We start from the raw sequence: 21557 nt of genomic DNA, 5'->3' as shown, positions 1-21557 counted from the left end.
TAGTGTATTTAGAAGTATTATTTAAATACTTTAAGATAGATTTATAAAGAAGTTTGTAAACAATTTTAATCTATTAAATCAATATGCCTATCGTGATAGCCTAATAGATATAAAACACCATCTAAGCCAATACTAGAAATTGAGCTTTGCGCATTATTTTTTACTTTAGGTTTGGCATGAAAAGCAATCCCTAAGCCAGCTAAATTAAGCATTGGCAAATCGTTTGCACCATCACCAACAGCAATGGTTTGGCTAATGTTAATACCTTCTTGTTTGGCGATATCCTTTAAGTATTCTGCTTTTTTATTACCATCCACTATATCGCCAAGATAACCACCAGTTAACAAACCATCCTTAATTTCTAATTGGTTAGCATAAACATAATCTATGCCTAATTCTTTTTGTAAATAATGACCAAAATAAGTAAAACCACCAGAAAGAATTGCAGTTTTAAACCCATAGGTTTTTAAAGTATCTATTAAACGTTTTGCTCCTTTTGTAATTGGTAAATTAACTGCAACATCGTGCAACACCTCTTGACTTAACCCTTTTAGAAGTAGCATACGTTTTTTAAAACTCTCGTTAAAGTCGATTTCACCTTGCATAGCAGACTCTGTAATGGCTTTTACCTCGTCTCCAACACCAGCAATTTCTGCGAGTTTATCGATGACTTCTGCTTGAATAAGTGTAGAATCCATATCGAAACAGACTAATCGCCTATTACGTCTGTAAATATTATCTTCTTGGAAGGCAATATCAACATCTAGATCTCTAGAAATTTGCATGAATTTCTCTGTTAATTCTGCTTTATTTTCTATTTTTCCTCTAATGGATAATTGTATGGATGCTCTAGGATATTCTTCTTTTTTAACTAAAGACGTACGCCCTGTAAGACGCTTTATAGCATCAATATTTAAGTTTTTTTCTGAAATAACTTCAGTGACTTTTGAGATTTGTTCTGCGGAAAGCTTTTCGCCTAAAACAGTAACTATATAGCGATCTTTACCTTGAAGCGTTACCCATTTCTCATAATCTTCTAAGGATATTGGAGTGAATTTTGCTTTTACACCAAGCTCGTAAGCTTTAAATAGTAAATCCTTAAGTACTGCTGCAGAATTATTGCCAGATTCGATTTCAAACAGAAAACCTAACGATAAAGTATCGTGTATGTTTGCTTGACCAACATCTAGTATTTTTGCACCATAAGACGATAACACATTAGTTAAACTAGAGGTTAAACCTGGTTTGTCTGGCCCAGAGATGTTGAGTAAAAATATGTCGTTAGCCATTATGCGCTTTCACCTTTGAAGTTTTGTTATATACAATAGTCCTGATACATTTTTTCGTGCTTTAAAACCACTCGAAAAGAAACAAGTTTATAAAAATCTATTATGCCAGCTATCGCTTGCAGGCACTTCCCAATTCTCATTATACTCAGCGATAGTGTTCACTAAATTATTAAATACAATGGTGTTTTTAGAGACTGCTTTGTCTTTAGCCATTTTTCTGAAGTCGGTTAGCGTTTTATAGGCTATGTACTCTCCTTGTTTGTAGGACACATTCATTTTGTCCATTAAATCAACATTATAATCTTTTTCTAATTGTTGGATAAAACTCACTGAAGCATCTATAGAACAACCAGTTGCTGCTTGTTTTGCTTGGTCTAAAGCGATTATAATAAAACGTTTGTATTTAATTTCGAAGCCTGCTTTTAAATCACTTCCGTGAGCAGCCCAGTTTTCTAAAAATGTATTGAGTTTAGTTGAAATCTCTTCGATTTCTTGTTCTGTAAATGAACGATTGGCTTGGTAAATCCAAACACGAGATTCTTCTGGTAATGTATTAAAGTTTACTAGCATTTTCGATTTACGATTTTTGATTTACGATTTTATAATTATTTTGAAGCAATTGAAATATTTACAGCCCTTGCGCACTGGCTATAAGCTCTGCAATATCCATAACTTTAATCTCGTTTTCTTTTTCTTTAACTTTTACACCATCAGACATCATAGTCATACAATACGGACAACCTGTTGCAATGATATTTGGATTGGTTTCTAAAGCGTCTTCTGTACGTAATTCGTTAACATCTTTATCTCCTTTTTCTGGTTCTTTAAACATTTGTCCTCCTCCTGCTCCACAACATAAAGCTGTTCTTTTATTACGCTTCATTTCTAATAATGTAGCGTTTAATGTTGCTAATACATCTCTTGGTGCTTCATACTCTGAGTTAGCTCTACCAAGGTAACATGGATCGTGAAAAGTGATGCGTTTTCCCTTAAAACTATCTGAAGTAATACTTATTTTTTTAGATTCAATAAGTTGTTTTATAAATTGTGTATGGTGTAAAACGTCGTAATTTCCGCCTAAACTAGGATATTCGTTTTTAAACGTGTTAAAGGAGTGAGGATCGCAAGTTACAATGCGTTTTACATTGTACATATTTAAAACCTCAATATTCATCATGGCTTGCATTTGAAATAAAAATTCATTTCCTGCTCTTTTAGCCAAATCTCCTGTGGCACTTTCTTCGGTTCCTAATACTGCAAAATTAATTTCTGCTTTGTTTAATATTTTTACAAAGGCTTTTGTTATTTTTTTTGCTCTATCATCATAACTACCAGCAGAACCAACCCAAAATAAGATGTCTGGTTCTTTACCTTCTGCCATTAACTCTGCCATTGTTGGCACTTTAAGTTGTTCGCTCATAATTTTAGCTTTTGCTAATGGTTGTTAACCTTTAGCGTGTGTAACTTATATTTTTTATACTAACATTTGCTCTTGTTATTGAGACACTTTTATTACTAAAAGTTTGCGTTAGCGATTGAGGCATTTGTTGAAGCTCCTCGCAGAGAGCGACTGCCGAAAGCGCGACCCTTGTGGTAACGCCCAAATTATATTATTCGTTTTTCCAGTTTAATCTATCTTGTTGGTTGTATGGCCAAGGTGCTCCATTGTTTTCAATATTTGTCATCATATTGTTTAATTCCATTGGTGCATCACTTTTTTCCATTACTAAATAGCGTCTCATCTCAATGATAATGGATAATGGATCGATACTTACAGGACAAGTCTCTACGCATGCATTACAGCTTGTACAGGCCCAAATTTCTTCGTTTGTAATGTAATCGCCTAGTAGTTGCTTACCATCGTCTTTAAACTCTCCTTTGTTTGCGTCTATATTTTTACCTACTTCCTCCAGACGATCTCTGGTGTCCATCATAATTTTACGTGGAGATAACTTTTTACCTGTTAGATTGGCTGGACATTCGCTTGTACAGCGTCCACATTCTGTACAAGTGTATGCACTTAATAGATTTACCCAAGATAAATCTTGCACATCACTTGCACCAAATTTTGCTGGTACGTCGTCCTCTGCACCTTCTGGAGCTGCAGCAAATGGATCTGCGTTTGGATCCATCATCATTTTAACTTCTTTTGTAACAGACTCTAAGTTGTTTAATTCTCCTTTATTATTTACACGACCATAATAGGTGTTTGGAAACGCTAATAAAATGTGTAAATGCTTAGAAAAGTACAAGTAATTTAAGAATACTAAAATTCCTAAAATGTGTAACCACCAAGCTGAACGCTCAATAATATGCAAAGTACTTTCTGAAAACCCATTAAATAAAGGTGCGATGTATTGACTGATTATGTTTCCTGAGTTTAGTGCTTGAAAAGAGGTGTCTGTTGCATTCATTATTAGAAACAATGCCATTAGAACCATTTCGAAATATAGAATTAAATTTCCATCGGTTTTTGGCCAACCTTTCATTTCGGATTTCATAAAACGCTTTATTTTAATTACGTTTCTACGTAACCAAAAGATAACCACAGCTATAAAAACTAGTGCTGCTAGAATCTCGAAAGCGCCAATTAAAAAACCATATACTGAAACTGGAAGTATTTGTAAACCAATACGATGTGTACCGAATAGTCCATCGATAATTATTTCTAAAACTTCGATATTAATTATTACAAAACCTACATATACAATAACGTGTAATATGCCTGAAATTGGACGTCGAACCATTTTGGTTTGTCCTAAGGCAATCATTACCATGTTTTTCCAACGTTGTGATTTATTATCACTAACATCTACATTTTGTCCTAGTTTTATATTACGAATAAGTTTTTTTACATTTTTAGCAAAATAGCCAAAGCCTATAACTAGAGCTATTGCAAAAAGTATATTTGGTAAGTAATTCATGGTGTGGCTGTTGTGTAGTTTTAGTCTTTGTCTTTAATTTCGTTGCCTTCTGCATCGTAACGTTTTGGTTTTTTTCCGAATAATGAAAAATGCACATAACGTTTTGGATTAAGTTTCATGTCTTGAAGTAATTCTTCCATTTGTTTAGAAGCGCCTTCTAAATTATTATATAATCCTTCGTCTTTTAATAATTTACCTATTGATCCTTCTCCATTTTCTATACTTGCCATTACATTATCAAACTTTGTTAAGGTGCCTTGTAACTCTTCTATAGTTTTTTTTACGTCTGCTTCTGCTAAATCCTTTGTAAACGTATCCATATTACCAGAAACATTTTCGAAATTAGTAAGTGTTGTACTTAGTTTGGATTGGTTTTCTTTTAATATAGCATTTAAACTAATGGATGAAGATTTAAAGTTACTCATTGTTGTATTTAAACTGGCAATACTTCCTTTAAGGTTATTTTTGGCTTCCTCGTCGAATATACTATTAAAATTAACTAATAATGAGTCTGCACTTACCATCATTTTTTCTATTTTTTCTTGTAATGGTGTTAAGCGTTGGTTTACTAACTCTGACAAGCCTGGTTTTTTTTCTGGTATTAAAAAATCGCCAGATTCTGCAATATTATTGCTATCATAAACAGGGATTATAGCAATAGCTTTACCTCCTATTAGACCGTTTTCGTAAATTTGAGCCTTACTTTGTTTAGAGAACTCAAAGTCTGTATTTACAGTCATTGTAACAACTAATTTACCAGAATTATCATCTTTAAAATTTATTCTTAAAATTTTACCAACGTTAAGTCCATTAATGGTTACAGGAGTTGATGGTGTTAAACCTTCTACATTATCATACTCAGCATATAAGGTTTTTGTAGTGTCTAAAAGGTTTTTTCCTTTAAGATAATTAAATCCAAAAACAAAAAATATGATTCCTAATATAACAAGTGTGGCTGTTTTTACTTCTCTAGATAGTTTCAAATTGGGTGTATTTAATTATAACAAAATTAGAAATAAATTTAAAAAGAATCTATCTAATTAGCACTAGATTTTAAAGCTTGGTCTAAAGGAATACGTACTCCATCTCTGTAAGCAGCAATAAAACTTGTTTTATATCCTCTTTTTTTAGCTTTTTCTTGAAGTTTTTTAATTAGGTTGTAATCTGATGTGTACCCATAAAAATACTTATATAAATCGCCTTCTTTTTCTCTAGAAATGTCTTTGAGACCTTTAAAATTATAAGATTTTGGCTCTAATTTTTTGGAGCTTGCTGCTATTTGAACTTTAAAAACAGTATTGTTAATTATGTCTTTAGGAAGCGACTCGTCTATAACCTCATCATCTTCTACGATATAGCCAATATCGCCTACGTTTTGGTCTAGTGCTTTTTTATAATCTTCTATAGCTTTAATTATTGAGGTTGCCATTTTAGAACGACCATTAGAAGTATTTAAATATGCACCTTCCTTTTTATTAGTTAAAAAACCAACTTCTATAAGTACGCTAGGCATATATGTATTATGCAAAACCCATAAACTAGCTTGTTTAACACCTCTACTTTTTCGTTTAGATTTTTTAACAAAATAAGTTTCAACAATACCAGCAAGTGTTATACTTTGATCTACATAATCTTCTTGTTGCAACGTTAAACCAATAAGCGATTCTGGCGCATCAGGATCAAAACCTTCATAATGTTTTTCGTAGTCTTCCTCTAATAAAATTACTTCATTTTCTTTTTTAGCTATATCAAAGTTTCGTTGTGTATTTGCGACTCCTAAAACAAATGTTTCTGTTCCATAAGCTTGGGAGTGGTGTGCATTACAATGTATAGATATAAACAAGTCTGCATCTGCTTTATTGGCAATTGCAGCACGCTCGCGTAGCTTTAAAAATTCATCTTTTTTACGCGTATAAATCACTTTAATGTCTTTGTTTTTTTCTAAAGCTTTGCCTACTTCTAAAGTGATTTTTAAAGCTATATCACTTTCTTTATAGCCATTTCCAACATTTCCGGAATCGTGTCCTCCATGTCCTGCATCCAAAACTACTACAAATTGATTTGTGCTTTGAGCATTGATGGTATTAAATAGCAACGAAGCTGTTAATACTATTATAAAAGATAAGAAATATGTAAGTCTTTGCGTTTGCATATAAAAGGATAACCGATTTTAGGTTTAAATATTATGTTTTTTAAAAATTTGTGAATACTAAATTAATCACAAAAAATATATGTAATTTTGGCAGTTCAAAAACCGAGCCATACTTTTACAAAAATACATTTAAAAGCGTTGCGTACACATAGTCTTAATATACTTTTTGCCCTAAGTTTTACAGTGTTTATTAACACGTTAAGCTTTTCTCAAGACAGACCAGCTTCTGGAATAGAAATTCCTGCAGAGCAAAAGGACGATGTTACAGTACCTAATACACAAGAAACGAAAACTATACGTGTAGATTCTCTACTTGGCAAGACTGAACTATCTGAGAAAGGACAAGACTCTACTATAAACGATTCTGTAACTCCAAAAAAAGGTGCTTTAGAAGGTATTGTGGCTTACAAAGCAACCGATTACACCTCATTTAACAGAAAAGAACAAAAACTATATCTTTATAATAACGCTGAAGTGCTTTATAAGGATATGGAAATTACTGCAGGAATTATTGTAATAGATTATACTTTAAATGAAGTCTATGCAGGAAGAATTAAAGACTCCTTAGGAAACTATTCACAAAACCCAATATTTAAACAAGGAAGTAATGTTGTAGAGCCAGATTCCATAAGGTTTAATTTTGATACTAAAAAAGCACTAATTTTTAATTCCAGAACAGAACAAAGTGGAGGAACTATTATTGCTGAGCGCACAAAAAAAGAGAATGATTCGGTTTACTTTTTATCTCGCGGAAAATTTACAACTTCTAAAAATTTAGATGATCCAGAGTATTATTTTTTGCTAAGAAAAGCAAAGTTTGTTCCTGGAAGTAAAATAGTAACAGGGTTAACAAACCTATTTATTTACGATGTGCCTACTCCAATAGGATTACCATTTGCCTTTTTTCCGTTAACACAAAAACAAACCTCTGGTGTTATTATACCTAGTTTTGGAGAACAAAACAATAGAGGTTATTTTTTACAAAATGGAGGTTATTATTTTGCAATAAGCGATTACTTTGATTTAGCTGTTTTGGGAGATTATTACACCAATGGTAGTTATGGTTTGCGTTTTGAAAGTAAATATAAAAAACGCTACAAGTTTAGTGGTAATTTGGGTTTTAGGTACGAGAATTTAATAAATAGCGAACGTGGATTTCCTGATTATAGTAAATCTTCAATTTATAACATACGTTGGTCGCATACTCAAGATGCAAAATCGAATCCAAACTCTAGGTTTTCGGCGTCTGTTAACTTAGGAAGTAGTAGATATTACCAGACTTCAATAAACCAAGTCAATGCGCCAAGTTTTTTAAATAACACTTTAGCGTCTTCTGTGTCGTATTCGCGAACGTTTCAAGGCGAGCCACAAGTAAATATGAGTGTTGCAGCTACACACTCTCAAAACACCAATACCGAAACCATTAACATGACCTTGCCTACTTTACAGGGAAGCGTTGCTAGGATGTACCCTTTTGCTCCTAAAAACGGAAGTAAAAAGGGAATCATTCAAAATATTAACTTTCAATATAATTTAAGAGCAGAAAACAGAATTCAGACTACAGATTCTTTATTCTTTAAAAAAGAAATGTTTGACGATGCTAAATCAGGATTCCAACATTCTATTCCTATCACTACAAACTTTAAAGTGTTTAAATACTTTAGTATGAGTGCCAATGCTAATTATAACGAAGTATGGACCTTTAAAACCATAGATAAAGTTCAGGATTTTGCAAATGATGAAATTATAGATAGAACAAGAAATGGTTTTGATGCTTTTAGAACTTATAATTTTAGTACTAGTTTAGGAACCACTATTTATGGTACTTTTGATTTCGATAAAGAAAATGAAGGCAAACGCATACAAAAAATAAGACATGTAATGCGACCATCTATTAGTTATAATGTAAATCCTGCATTCGATAAGTATTACGACTCTTTTGATATTAAAAATGCAGATGGAGATACTGTTGAAGAATTAGAATTTACTCGATTTGAAGATGGTATATTTGGAACACCAAATAAGCAATTCTCTAGTTCAGTTGGACTATCATTATCTAATAATATTGAAGCTAAAGTTAGAGATAGAGACAGTACTGCTACAGAACCTAAAAAAATAGTATTATTAAATAATTTAAACTTTTCTACCTCGTATAATATTGCAGGAGACTCTTTGCAATGGAGTCCTGTAAGAGTAAGTGGAGGCACCCAGTTATTTAACAATAAAATGAGTATAAATTTTGGAGCTATATTAGATCCTTATGCTTTAGATAACAATAACAGAAGAATAGACCAGTTTAATATAGATAATGGAGGAAGTTTGTTTAGAATGACAAATGCCAATATTAATATGAGTTATAGCATTAGTAATAGTACGTTTAGTGGAGGCGATAAAACTACTGAAGCTAGCAAAAATGAAACTCTCCAAAGTGGTGGACGTGCAGACGATTTATTTGGTCGAGCTCAGGATTTCTCAGACCAGCTTTTTAGTGAAGATGATACAGAAGAAGACGAAACACCAAGCGAATTATACAACTACTCTATTCCTTGGAATTTGAGGCTTGCTTATGCTGTAAATTATAGTAATTCTGCTAGGCAAAACGAGATTTCTTCGCACTCACTTATGTTTTCTGGAGATGTAGAGATTTCACCACGTTGGTCTATTGGAGCTTCTTCTGGTTACGACTTTAAAAACAATGGCTTTACTTATACACAACTTCGTTTTGAACGTGATTTATTAAGTTGGCGAATGAACTTTAGTTGGGTTCCATTTAGTACGCGAAGTTCTTGGAATTTCTTTATTGGTATTAAATCTAATATTTTAAAAGATATTAAATACGAAAAGCGCAGACAACCAGACCAAAGGTTGTAATATTTAGTTGTTATCTTATCAAATTATGGATATATTTTTTAAGCCAATAAAATCTAGCGACACACCTAAAGTTTTGCACCTTTTTAAATCCAGTGCAGAAAGAATTAAAAAGCTTAACATTAATCATTGGCACTATTGGCTAAATCCGCCTTTAGAAAAAATTAAATGGGTTGAAAAAGGGATTCAAAATAATGAATTCTATTTTATTCAATCTACCAATGAAGAGACTATTGGCATGGTTAGAATTATGAGTGAAGATGAGTTATATTGGGGAAAACAAGAAAATAAAGCATTATATATTCACTCCTTAGTGGTAACCGATACTTATAACGGAAAAGGTTTTGGGTCTAAAATAATTAAAGACATAGAAAACAGAGCAAAAAAAGACAATTGTAGTTTTTTAAGGCTCGATGCAGACTCAAAAAACCCTAAACTTTGCAGTTACTATAAAAACTTAGGTTTTAAAAAGGTTGGCACAAAAGAATTACCTTTATCCACTTACACGCTCTATGAAAAAGCATTGAACTAAAACATTAAATCTATTTACAAACCATATGAAAAAAATAATTTCAACTCCAAACGCTCCTGCTCCAATTGGACCATACAACCAAGCTGTTTTAAGCGGAAACACTTTATATACATCCGGACAAATTGCATTGCATCCTGAAACTGGAGAACTTGTTTTAGACGATATTAAGACTGAAACCAAACAAGTAATGGAAAATATGAAAGCCGTTTTAAAAGCAGCTGATATGACTTTTGAAAACGTTATTAAAACGTCTATATTTATTAGTGATATGCATAACTTTTCATTAATTAACGAGGTTTATGCTCAATATTTTAACGACGAAACTGCTCCTGCAAGAGAAACCGTAGAAGTCGCTAATTTACCTAAATTTGTTAACGTAGAAATTAGTATGATTGCAGTAAAATAAACGCTATAAATATTTTATTTATAATGGTATTGAAAATGCTTTTCCATTACAATAAAATTTGAATTTTAAAATCCTAACTTAAAGTGATTTCATTAACAATCGAGCAGTAGCTTCATTTGTAGCTAATGGCACATCGTGTACATCACAAAGTCTTAACAGCATTAATACATCTGGTTCGTGTGGATGCTTTTCTAAAGGGTCTCTAAAAAAAATAACCATATTACATTTTCCTTCGGCTACTCTAGCAGCAATTTGTGCATCTCCTCCTAAAGGTCCAGACAATAATCGCATAACTTCAAAACCTGCCTTTTTTACTTTTTTTCCTGTAGTGCCTGTGGAGACTAAAGTGATTTGTTTTTGATGTAAAATAGCAGAATGTTCGTTTAAAAACTGAACCATTTCAGCTTTCTTACCATCGTGAGCGATTAGTGCAATTTCCATATTATAAGTTATTAGTATGGAATGATACTAAACCTTCTATTGGACGCCTTTCGAAATTACCAACTGTGTAACCCATTTCTTTAGCGACAGCTTTAATTTCTTCTTTACAGAAAAACGCTATAGAACCTGCAAAATGTACAGGAACTGATTTAATTTCTTCTTTAAATTGTAAAATCATGTTTTTAGAAAACACTCTAATACCTTCTTTTATTAATTCTCTTATGTATTCTGAATCTTTATTCAAAATCATAAATTCTGCAAACTGTGCCAAATATGCATTTGGATTAGGTTGTTTATACAAATTGTATTTTATATAATCTGCTTCTAAATTATACTTGTCTCCAAACGATATTTTAATGTCTTCTGGCATGTGATTAAAGTAATAATCGCGTAATAATTGTTTCCCAAAGTAATTACCTGAGGCATCATCCATTATTGTATAGCCTAAAGAATCTACACGCTGTTCTAATTGTTTACCATCGTAATAACTGCAATTAGAGCCAGTGCCTAATATACACACTACTGCAGCTTCGTCTTTAGCATTAATTGTTGAATACACAGCAGCCATTGTGTCTTCATTAACGGTTACGTCTGCGTTAGGGAAGAATTCTTGTAGTACTACTTTAAGCATTAGTCGTGGGTTTTCTGTACCACAACCAGCACCATAGAAATAAACATTGGTCACTTTTTCTCTATTTGATTTAAGTGTTTTATTCTTTTTTATGGTTTTTCGTAATTTCTTCTCAGAAAGAATGGCAGGGTTTAAGCCTTTAGTACGCATTTTTTCTAGTAATTGATTACCATTTTTATCTACAGCAATCCAATCGCATTTTGTAGAGCCACTATCAACAATTAAAATCATAATATAGAGTTATAAAAAAACGTAGTGTTTTCGGTTTAAGGAATTACACTACGTTTTAATTTTTAGTTTAATATTTATAAAGAATTTACTTTTTCGGCTAAATCTACTAATTTATTTGAATATCCAAATTCATTATCGTACCAAGATATTAATTTAAAAAATCCTGGATTTAATTCTATAGACGCTTCAGCATCAAAAATACTTGTTCTGGTATCACTTACAAAATCTTGAGAAACTACCATCTCGTCTGTATAGCCTAAAACACCTTTCATTGCGCCATTAGAAGCTTTTTTCATTGCAGATTTAATGTCTTCTAAAGAGGTTTCTTTTTTTGTTCTAACTGTTAAATCCACAACAGATACATCTACAGTTGGTACTCTAAACGCCATTCCTGTTAATTTACCATCTAATTCCGGAATCACTTTACCTACTGCCTTTGCAGCTCCTGTAGAGGTTGGTATAATATTAACCATTGCAGAACGTCCTAAACGATAGTTCTTTTTTGATGGTGAATCTACTGTATATTGTGTTGAAGTTGCAGCGTGTATGGTAGTCATTAATGCTTCTTCTATTCCAAAATTATCTTCTATTACTTTAGCTAAAGGCGCTAAACAATTTGTTGTACAAGATGCGTTGGACACGATAGTATTTGATGCTTTTAAATCTTGATCGTTTACGCCCATTACAAACATTGGAGCATCTTTACTTGGAGCAGAAATTACTACTTTTTTTGCACCTGCTTGGATGTGGTAATCTGCAGTTTCTAAAGTGGTAAAAATACCTGTACACTCTGCAACTACATCTACTCCTGCTTGATCCCATTTAAGGTTTTTTGGGTCTCTTTCTGCAGTTACTCTAATGATTTTACCTTCTACAATAAGGTTTCCGTCTTTAACTTCTATTTTCCCATCGTAACGTCCATGAACTGAATCGTATTCTAATAAATAGGCTAAATGATTAACGTCTAATAAATCGTTAATGGCTACAACCTCTACATTTTCTCGTTTAAGTGTTGCTCTAAATACGATTCTTCCAATGCGACCAAAACCGTTAATTCCTAATTTTAATGTTGACATATTTTTTATTGTTTAATTCTTAGTTATATTAAGTGGTCATTATATCTGACACACGTATTAATTCTTTATTAATTTCCGACTTTCCTTTTACTGCTCTATCTAAAGGAGTTAATTCAATTTTATCACTTAATAGTCCAACCATATAATTAGATTGTCCTTCTAATAAACTCTCTACAGCCTTTACTCCCATTCTACTGGCTAAAACACGATCGAAACAGGATGGCGAGCCACCTCGTTGCATGTGACCTAAAACAGAAACTCTTACTTCGTACTCTTCCATGTGCTCTTCTACATAGTCTTTAAGTTCAAAAACGTTTTTCCCTATTTTATCACCTTCAGCAACAACCACTATACTAGAGGATTTACCAGATTTTTTACTTCGTCTTAAGGAGTCTAATAATCTATCTAACCCTAAATCTTCTTCGGGAATAAGGATTTCTTCAGCTCCAGCTCCAACTCCAACATTTAATGCAATGTGACCTACATCGCGTCCCATAACTTCTACAAAAAATAAACGATTGTGCGAACTAGCAGTATCTCTAATTTTATCTATTGCATCTACTATTGTGTTTAAAGCAGTATCGTAACCTAAAGTATGTGAAGTTCCAAAAATATCGTTATCAATGGTTCCTGGGATTCCCATTACTGGAAAGTTAAATTCTTTATTAAATATTAATGCTCCTGTAAATGTTCCATCTCCTCCAATGGTAACTAAAGCATCAATCCCTTCGGCTTTAAGTGCATTATATGCTTTTTTTCTTCCTTCTGGTGTTCTAAATTCTTTAGATCTGGCAGATTTTAAAACAGTTCCTCCTTTATTAATAATACCTTTTACATTACGCGCAGTTAATTCTTTAAAATCGGCATCTATCATGCCTTCAAATCCTCGATAAATACCTACACATTCTATATTATGGTAAGCACAAGTTCTTGCCACAGATCGAATAGCTGCATTCATTCCTGGAGCATCACCTCCAGACGTCATTACTCCTATTTTTTTTATTTTATTTGACATGTTTTTCTGGTTTGATTTAGTAAAGCTAATAAACAATTATTACAATTATAGCACGATTTCGTATAAATTAACAGTGTTGCTAAAACGCAATCGTTTTCGTTAATAAAAAAATGTAAATCCTTGTGTTTGAAAGCAATTAAAAGGTGTTTTAAAACTCCTTTTTTTCAGATTTTGAAGATTTTTCTGAAGAATCCTCTGGTGTTTTTGTAGAAGATTCATCTGAAGATTTTTCGGTGTCTTTAGCTTCGGTTTTAAAACCAATTGAAGGTGGTAAATTACTAATACTATCTTGTTCTCTTAATCGTGCTTCGGCTTCTTCTTTAGCCTTTTTTTCTTCTTCTTGTTTTTCTTTACTTTTAAATATTTTGTTTAAAAGCTCATTCATAGTATCAAACTCTACACTATAAGAGAGTCCGATACCTTGTGTGTACCCTATTTCTTCTCCAAAATTTCTAATACTATTTTCCCTATTAAATACTTTTGCAGCCAAAGTCCCTTCATCATTTAATAAGAAATCTATTTGTACATCTCCTGCAACTGCTGTTTCGCTTGCACCTCCAATTGGTACACCAACTTTACCATTTACAAGGATACGATCACTAATTTTTGTTTGTAATGTAACACCAAATCTATCGTCTGTTTGAAAATCTGGCCTGTCTTGTCCTGCTTCGTAATTTAAGCCTATATTAAATTTACCATCTCCACTACTTAAAATACTGTTGACTAGTCCATTTAAACGCTCTGTTAAGGTACCTGTTAAACTTAAATCGTTTAATCCTCTATTAAAAGTTCCACTGGCTAAAAAGAAAAGCGCTTGTTTTTCTCTATCTTCTCGAGATTCCAATCTGTATTGAAGCTCCGATTTAATTGCAGAACTTACATTAGGGAACTTAAACTCGTAGTCTATTTCTGGTCTTTCTAACTGGTCTGTAAGTTTAATTTCTAATTTTACAGGTATGGTTCTATTAATAGGATTATCTAGTAATGCTGAAGGATTAGCGTTAGTTTCGTAAATGGCTTGGATATTTATTAAGGCTTTTAAAGGGTCTCCATTCCATTGTAATGTACTCTCATAAGGTTTTACAACGAAGCGTTTTTCGACTAAACCAGCATATAGGAAATTATACTCACCTTCGTACACAATAAAGTCACCATACATATCAAACTTTCCGTTGGTATTGATGTTGAATAGTAAACTTCCTACTCCTCTTCCTTTAATTGTACTTCCTGAGGTTTTATCGATTACAATTTCAATTTCTGCTTCTTCAGTGACATCCAATTCAAAATCCATTTGCAAGCCTGTTTCGTTTGCTATTTCAAACTCTCTGCCTTCCTCTTTTGCTAATTTTTCTTCTGGAGTTAAAAAATGAATGAATGAGTTGTCTCCAAACGATTCGTTATCGTTTAACGGAATTTTAAATACAGTTCCTGCCTTAGTTTCGGCTATAGCATTTATACGCAAGGCTTCGGTTGGTCCATAAAGTGATACTTCGCCTCCAATAAAACCTGTTCCATAGTATAAAGCATCTGGAGTTTCCTTAGTGTTTAACACCAATAATCGGTCTGAAGTAATATCTAAATCTAGCGACCATTTAGAAAAATTAACATGGCTAATGGAACCATTAAGTTTTCCTTTAGAATCAAATTTTGTATCTGTTATTGCAATATTATTAAAATTAAAACTTTGGTTATTAAGTGTTACTGAAGCATTATTTGCAAAACTATAATCGGTGTTTAATTCTATAACGCCTAAACCTCCATTTTCTATATTTAATTTACCATTTATATCTGGCTTATCTAAATTACCAATCACTTTTGCTGTACCAAAAACATCGCCTCTAATATCTTTTAAAACACCATCTAATAATGGATTTAGCGGAATTAAACTAAACTCTTTAAATGTTAAATCTACATCAATTACATTTTTGTTTTCTGCCACATTAATAGATCCAATGGCTGTAAATGAAGATTTAAAATCGTCTTTAATTTTAGCGTTTACCTTATAATTTGTTAGTGAAGCATCTCCTGTAATTTTAGCATCAAAAGAGCCTAAAAGATGTTTGTTTATGGTTAAATCGTCTATAACTATAGATGAGTTTGGTAAGTAATTCCCATTTTCTTGTAAAACATCTAATTTCCCATTAACGTTTCCTGCTAAGGATAAACTATCTATTCGAGGTGTTATTTTGGCTAAATCAACATCTTTAAAATTTAGTTTTAAGTCTTTGTAATTTTCTCCTCTTAAAACACCTGCGAGTTTAATTTCTTCGTTATTATGATTCATTATTAGTTGCTCGATATTAAAATTTTTAAAATCGCTATCGAAAACTACTTTATTATAATTGTCTTGTTTATTATTTAAATACCAAGTATTGCCTTTAAAAGTAACATCCGACTTTTTAAATCCTACAACCGATTTGTTTTCGGCATCTATGGTATGGTAAAAACTTAAATTAAAATCGTCTGTATTGCCTTTTCCGCCTTTAAACTCAGAGCGCATAAACAACGTATCATTTACTGTAACATTAATGAGGTTAAATTTTGAGACATCGTAAAACTTAGTGTTAATGCTATCGACCTCGATATATGTATTAAATAATGGATTATTATTATCTACTTGCAACTCTATATCTTTTGCGAAATAATTAAATAATTCTATTTGTGGCGATTTAAAGGACAGTTTAAACTCTTTTTCGTCTGTTTCTACTCTACCTCTTATATTGGTGTTTGCACCTAGTTTTAATTCTGGATAAAAGACTTCTACAATTTTATTGTATATTTTAAAATTGAAGTCTATGTATTGATAACTATCTATAGGTGTTTTAGTATATTTTGTATAAATACTACGTACAGAATTATCAAAAAGCGTTGGTATGTCTTCAAACTTAAAAACTCCACTTAATTGACCCTCTATAATATCTGGTGAGTTTACTTTTATAAAGTGAACCTCTTTATTAAAGGTCGAGGTTACCGCAAAATCTTTAAACTCGTAAGTATCATTCTCGTTTACGTATTTTGTGTTTTTAAATGAAATATCACCAACCACATTATCAACGGTTGTGCCTTTCATGTTCATTTCTACTTCACCTTCAAATGTAGATAGTGTATTTTTTGTGATTAAATTAAGTGCTTTTAAATCTGCATAATCAACATCTGCAACAAAATCAAAAACATATATGGTTTTTGAGAAATCTGCGAGTCCGTCAAATTTTAATTTCAAATTTTTATCGTTAGACACTAGTTTTCCGTTAAACACTTTCTCCTTTAGTTTACCTTCAACATTTATTTCTCTATAAGTATAGTTATTGTAATTAAGACTGTAAATGCTTCCAAGTAAATTGGTGCTTACATTTTCTTTTGTAAAACCACGACCATCAACATCTAAATTTAGTGAGGTTTTACCCAAAGTTTTATCATCTAAAAATTTACCGATTTCAAATTCGTCTAAAATTATATTTCCTTGATAGTTGGCATTATTAATGTCGTTAATTCTATTAATAACCAAATCAGTATCAACATAACCTAAATTGGTGTTTATTTCAAAATCTGCAACCACTTTAGAGGTTGTTATTTTTGTGCTTCCAACTAGTTTAAAATTTCCTAGTTTATCAAATATTGCAGGAATGGATTGACCTAAAACGTTTGGTAGTAACCGTTTTAAATCTTTATAATTTGAAGATAAATTAGAAAACTCGCCTTGCATGGCAAAGTTATTGTCTTCGCTGTTAAAAAGATTTTTAAAGTTTATATCACCATAAATTTTGGTGTTTGAGCTTGTATTAAGCCTAAGGTTATTGGTTGTTAAGTTATTTAACGTTCCGCTTACTGTAGTACTAAATGTTGCGTGTTGTCCTTTTCCAAATTCGTTATAAAAGGTGTTTAATTCGTCTAATGCAATGTCTGCATCGTTAAATTTGGCGTTAACTTTAACTTTGTCTTCAAACTCTTTAAAATCTTCTCTATTATAACTAAAAATCAATTCGCCTTTTAAAGAGGAATTTTCAGTTTCTATATCTAATTCATCAAACCGCATTTCTTCTAAAGTATAGGAGAAATTAGTGACCATTTTTTTCATTTTTAATCCTCTACTATCATTAAAAGCCAGTTTGTTTATTCTTGCTTTAACATCGCTTCCATCGATTAAAAAATTTGTAGCATTAATATTTAAGTTATTAAATTCAATGATTTTAGGCGTTTCTTTATTTTCATTAATCATCCTAAAAGCACCATCGTATATAGTAACATCGCTAGAAGATAATAAAAAGTCACTTTTGTCTGGTCTTGGATTATCATCATCAAAACGCGCTACAAACACATCTAAATTAGTGTCTGTCTCGCCTTTATAAGTTACGACATTAAATTCAAATTTTTCTAAATCGATATCACCAAAATTTAGCGTACCATTTATTAAATTCTTAAAATTTATAATAGACGTGTTTAATTCTGAAGCACTTATAAGGGTATCTTTTTTAAAATCTTTAATTAAAATTTCCTTAAGCTCAACATCGCCATTAAACTGAAGTCCAACTCTACCAACATTAATATCTGTTTTATAGGTTTGGTTTAAATAGTGTGTAGCCTCTGTACCTAAACGGGTTTGAACTACTGGAATAGACAACAATAGCACCAAAATGATGAAGAGTAGCAAAATAATTGCTATAAGTTTTAATACTATTTTGAGAAACTTTTTGATAGGTTTTTAAAGTAAAAAATTGTTTTTAATTATACTACTTTTGCAATTACGAATTACAGATGCCATTTAGATGTCCATTTGTTTTCAAAATTAACAATTATTGTGCCTAATATTTAATAATGTCTTCACAAAATATTTATATACTTGGAATAGAGAGTTCTTGCGACGATACTGCTGCTTCTGTAATACATAACGGTAAAATTTTAAGTAATGTTATTGCAAGCCAAAAAATACACGAAGAATATGGTGGAGTTGTACCAGAATTGGCGTCTCGTGCGCACCAGCAAAACATTGTTCCTGTTGTAGATCAAGCGTTAAAAAAAGCAGGAATTAGAAAAGAGCAATTACAGGCTGTAGCTTTTACTCGTGGACCAGGTTTAATGGGATCGTTACTGGTTGGTACCTCGTTTGCTAAGTCTTTTGCTTATGGTTTAAATATTCCATTAATAGATGTTAACCACATGCAAGCGCACATTTTAGCGCATTTTATAGATGAAGAGGGTTTTAAAAAACCACCATTTCCTTTTTTAGCCATGACTATTTCTGGTGGTCACACACAAATTGTAAAAGTGAATCATTATTTTAATATGGAAGTTATTGGAGAAACCATAGATGATGCTGTTGGTGAAGCGTACGATAAAAGCGGAAAAATTTTAGGCTTAGGCTATCCTGCAGGACCAGAAATAGATAAACGTGCTCAATTAGGAAACCCAAAAGCACATCAATTTACTAAGCCTAAAGTTGAAGGTTTAAACTTTAGCTTTTCCGGTTTAAAAACTGCGATTCTCTATTTTATTCAGCGCGAAGTTAAAGCGAATCCTAATTTTATAGAAGAAAATATAAATGATGTTTGCGCCTCAATACAATACACTATTATTGGCATTTTAATCGATAAACTAAAACTAGCCTCTAAACAAACTGGGATTAAACATATTGCTATTGGTGGAGGAGTTTCTGCTAATTCCGGAATTAGAAAAGCATTAAAGGATGGTGAGCAAAAGTTTGGTTGGACTACTTATGTGCCTAAATTTGAGTTCACTACAGATAATGCTGCAATGATTGCTATTGTAGGATATTTAAAATATTTAGAAGGTGATTTTGCCAAGCAAGATGTTATGGCTGCAGCACGCTTAAAACTATAAAACTCACAATTGTTAAAATCCTGTTGATAATCTTATTCAATTGAATTAAAACCTACTCTTAATTTGCTTTTTTTTGTCAATTAACACAAAAACTATTTAAAAATGCCAAAATCTACATTCCTACTATTTCTTTTTGCAACAATTTTTTTAAACGCTCAAAACTCTGTTAAAAAAGAGATTGCATTAATCGAAGATGCTGCACAAGCAGAAGCATATTTAGAAACCAATAGCTCCAAAGACAATAAACTATTAATCTTTAACGAAGAAAAGCACAAAACTAAATTAGCAAAAGAGCTACTCACTGCTCCTGTTGGATCCACAATTGTTAAAAAGGGAGAACGTGCAAAAACGTATTACAAAATTACCGAAAGCAGTAAACTACCTCACTATAGAATTAGTTACATTTACTTTGATGGCACTAGACTAGATGCACAAACCATAAGTAATTATAAAAATCAAATTTTTAATAAATATAAAAAAGGAAAATCTTTTAACGATTTAGCCAGACGCTATTCTATGGCTAAAAATGCTAAATCTGGAGGTGATTCTGGTTGGCTACAAGAAGGAAGTTTACCAGTAGAAATCGAAAACGAAGCTTTTGATTTAACACACAATGTCGATGATATATATACTGTAAGAATCCCTGAAAATGATGCCTCTTACATTATTGTAAAAACCCACAGAATACAAGAAATTAAAGAGATTAAAGTTTTAAAAATTGTAGATAAAAAATAGATGCAATTATTTTATACACCAAATATAGCTGAGGATACTAAACAGTTTACTTTTAATAAAGACGAAAGTAAGCATATAGTTAAGGTGTTACGTAAACAAGAAAATGACCTTTTACAAATCACCAATGGTAATGGCTGGTTGTTTACTGCAAAAATTACTATTGCAGACGCTAAAAAATGCACTGTTTGTATTGAAAAATCTACTTTTGAGCAACCAAAACCTTACAAATTACACTTAGCTGTTGCTCCAACAAAAATGAATGACAGATACGAGTGGTTTTTAGAAAAAGCTACAGAAATTGGTGTAGAGAGCATCACTCCTATTATTTGCGATCATAGTGAGCGCAAAACTATTAAACCAGAACGCTTTGAGAAAATAATACAGTCTGCGATGAAGCAATCACTAAGTAATTATTTGCCAAAACTTAACGCTACTATTGCTTTTAAAGACTTTATTGCACAAGATATTTCTGGTGATTTATTTATTGCGCATTGCGAAGATACTAACCGAAAATCACTTAAAAAAGAGATACAACCCAATAAAGACATTACAATTTTAATTGGTCCTGAAGGCGATTTTTCTGTTAAAGAAATCGAAACAGCACTACAACATCATTTTATTCCTGTAACTTTGGGAAACACAAGATTACGAACTGAGACAGCTGCTATTGTTGCATGTCATGCTGTAGCTTTTGTAAATGAAACTATTTAATAGAACTGTAACTTAAAATGAAATTATCAATCTCTCTTTTATTCTCACTATTTACAGTGGTATCGTTTTCGCAAGACCTCGCCATATTAAAATATAATGGTGGTGGAGATTGGTACTCAAACCCAACAGCATTGCCAAACCTTATTGCGTTTTGTAATGCAAATATAAATACAAAAATAAAAGAGAAACCAGACCAAGTTGAAGTTGGAAGCATAGATATTTTTCAATATCCTTTTTTGCACATGACAGGTCATGGAAACGTATTTTTTAGCGACAACGAAGCAGAAAACCTACGTACTTATTTGGAGTCTGGTGGTTTTCTTCATATTGACGATAATTATGGGATGCAACCTTATATTACTAAAGAATTAAAAAAAGTATTTCCAAATCAGGAATTAGTAGAGTTACCAGCAAATCACAAATTGTTTAACACTGCATTTTCATTCCCAAAAGGCTTGCCAAAAATTCATGAGCACGATGGAAAAAGACCACAAGCTTTTGGCTTATTTTACAAAGAACGTTTAGTAGTTCTTTTTACTTTTGAAAGTGATTTAGGAGATGGTTGGGAAGATGCAGAAGTGCATAACGACCCAGAAGAAGTGCGCCAGAAAGCTTTAAAAATGGGAGCAAATATCATTAAATATGCTTTTGAAAATTAATCGTGCTATTTTGTACTTGGAAATAACTTTATTTAAAACACTTCTCGATACA

18 protein-coding genes are annotated in these 21557 nt (G+C 32.0%); 7 read left to right on the top strand and 11 right to left on the bottom strand.

The window, feature by feature from the left end; translation table 11 throughout:
- Positions 1-65: 65 nt before the first annotated feature.
- The 6 genes from serB to ACVC5O_RS13465 all read right to left on the bottom strand — a co-directional run bounded on the left by serB (position 66) and on the right by ACVC5O_RS13465 (position 6365).
- The gene (gene serB / locus ACVC5O_RS13490) at positions 66-1289 is read right to left on the bottom strand and encodes a phosphoserine phosphatase SerB (protein ID WP_452222011.1); all 1224 of its coding nucleotides are present in this window, start codon (positions 1287-1289) and stop codon (positions 66-68) included.
- An 87-nt stretch (positions 1290-1376) separates the two neighbouring features.
- Positions 1377-1859: an ABC transporter ATPase gene (locus tag ACVC5O_RS13485; RefSeq protein WP_452222010.1), complete on the bottom strand. Its 483-nt coding sequence runs from the start codon at positions 1857-1859 to the stop codon at positions 1377-1379.
- A 58-nt stretch (positions 1860-1917) separates the two neighbouring features.
- Positions 1918-2709: a (Fe-S)-binding protein gene (locus ACVC5O_RS13480; RefSeq protein ID WP_452222009.1), complete on the bottom strand. Its 792-nt coding sequence runs from the start codon at positions 2707-2709 to the stop codon at positions 1918-1920.
- A gap of 190 nt (positions 2710-2899) precedes the next feature.
- The gene (locus ACVC5O_RS13475) at positions 2900-4213 is read right to left on the bottom strand and encodes a 4Fe-4S dicluster domain-containing protein (protein WP_452222008.1); all 1314 of its coding nucleotides are present in this window, start codon (positions 4211-4213) and stop codon (positions 2900-2902) included.
- A gap of 20 nt (positions 4214-4233) precedes the next feature.
- Complete coding sequence (locus ACVC5O_RS13470; RefSeq protein WP_452222007.1) at positions 4234-5196, bottom strand: MlaD family protein; 963 nt, start codon at positions 5194-5196, stop codon at positions 4234-4236.
- A gap of 53 nt (positions 5197-5249) precedes the next feature.
- Positions 5250-6365 carry an N-acetylmuramoyl-L-alanine amidase family protein gene (locus tag ACVC5O_RS13465; protein ID WP_452222006.1) on the bottom strand — a complete coding sequence of 372 codons (1116 nt, stop codon included), beginning with the start codon at positions 6363-6365 and terminating at the stop codon, positions 5250-5252.
- Between the two features lie 87 nt (positions 6366-6452).
- On the opposite strand from ACVC5O_RS13465, the gene ACVC5O_RS13460 reads away from it, so the two are divergent.
- The 3 genes from ACVC5O_RS13460 to ACVC5O_RS13450 are packed head-to-tail and all read left to right on the top strand — an operon-like array spanning position 6453 to position 10171.
- On the top strand, positions 6453-9236 hold the full coding sequence (locus ACVC5O_RS13460; protein WP_452222005.1) for a putative LPS assembly protein LptD: 2784 nt from the start codon (positions 6453-6455) through the stop codon (positions 9234-9236).
- A gap of 25 nt (positions 9237-9261) precedes the next feature.
- A complete protein-coding gene (locus ACVC5O_RS13455) occupies positions 9262-9765 on the top strand; it encodes a GNAT family N-acetyltransferase (protein ID WP_452222004.1) in 504 nt (167 codons plus the stop codon).
- A gap of 25 nt (positions 9766-9790) precedes the next feature.
- Positions 9791-10171, top strand: a complete 381-nt coding sequence (locus ACVC5O_RS13450; RefSeq protein WP_452222003.1) for a RidA family protein — start codon at positions 9791-9793, stop codon at positions 10169-10171.
- 78 nt (positions 10172-10249) lie between these two features.
- Here ACVC5O_RS13450 and ACVC5O_RS13445 read toward each other — a convergent pair whose 3' ends face one another.
- The 5 genes from ACVC5O_RS13445 to ACVC5O_RS13425 all read right to left on the bottom strand — a co-directional run bounded on the left by ACVC5O_RS13445 (position 10250) and on the right by ACVC5O_RS13425 (position 18213).
- Entirely contained in the window at positions 10250-10612 is a 363-nt protein-coding gene (locus ACVC5O_RS13445; protein WP_452222002.1) for a methylglyoxal synthase, read from the bottom strand.
- Between the two features lies 1 nt (position 10613).
- A complete protein-coding gene (locus tag ACVC5O_RS13440; RefSeq protein ID WP_452222001.1) occupies positions 10614-11474 on the bottom strand; it encodes an N-acetylglucosamine kinase in 861 nt (286 codons plus the stop codon).
- A 74-nt stretch (positions 11475-11548) separates the two neighbouring features.
- Positions 11549-12550, bottom strand: coding sequence for a type I glyceraldehyde-3-phosphate dehydrogenase (gap, locus tag ACVC5O_RS13435; protein ID WP_452222000.1), 1002 nt, complete (start codon positions 12548-12550; stop codon positions 11549-11551).
- A 28-nt stretch (positions 12551-12578) separates the two neighbouring features.
- Positions 12579-13565, bottom strand: coding sequence for a 6-phosphofructokinase (pfkA, locus tag ACVC5O_RS13430; protein ID WP_452221999.1), 987 nt, complete (start codon positions 13563-13565; stop codon positions 12579-12581).
- Between the two features lie 148 nt (positions 13566-13713).
- Complete coding sequence (locus tag ACVC5O_RS13425) at positions 13714-18213, bottom strand: translocation/assembly module TamB domain-containing protein (protein WP_452221998.1); 4500 nt, start codon at positions 18211-18213, stop codon at positions 13714-13716.
- A 164-nt stretch (positions 18214-18377) separates the two neighbouring features.
- Between ACVC5O_RS13425 and tsaD the strand changes: the two genes are divergently transcribed.
- The 4 genes from tsaD to ACVC5O_RS13405 all read left to right on the top strand — a co-directional run bounded on the left by tsaD (position 18378) and on the right by ACVC5O_RS13405 (position 21505).
- Positions 18378-19400, top strand: coding sequence for a tRNA (adenosine(37)-N6)-threonylcarbamoyltransferase complex transferase subunit TsaD (gene tsaD, locus ACVC5O_RS13420; RefSeq protein WP_452221997.1), 1023 nt, complete (start codon positions 18378-18380; stop codon positions 19398-19400).
- Between the two features lie 102 nt (positions 19401-19502).
- Positions 19503-20135 (top strand): peptidylprolyl isomerase, encoded by a 633-nt coding sequence (locus ACVC5O_RS13415; protein WP_452221996.1) that lies wholly within the window; start codon positions 19503-19505, stop codon positions 20133-20135.
- Positions 20136-20846 (top strand): 16S rRNA (uracil(1498)-N(3))-methyltransferase, encoded by a 711-nt coding sequence (locus ACVC5O_RS13410; RefSeq protein WP_452221995.1) that lies wholly within the window; start codon positions 20136-20138, stop codon positions 20844-20846.
- A 17-nt stretch (positions 20847-20863) separates the two neighbouring features.
- Positions 20864-21505 (top strand): DUF4159 domain-containing protein, encoded by a 642-nt coding sequence (locus ACVC5O_RS13405; protein ID WP_452221994.1) that lies wholly within the window; start codon positions 20864-20866, stop codon positions 21503-21505.
- Positions 21506-21557: the final 52 nt, after the last annotated feature.

It is taken from the genome of Lacinutrix salivirga (assembly GCF_053604675.1).
This window is presented reverse-complemented; position numbering and strand designations above follow the sequence as displayed.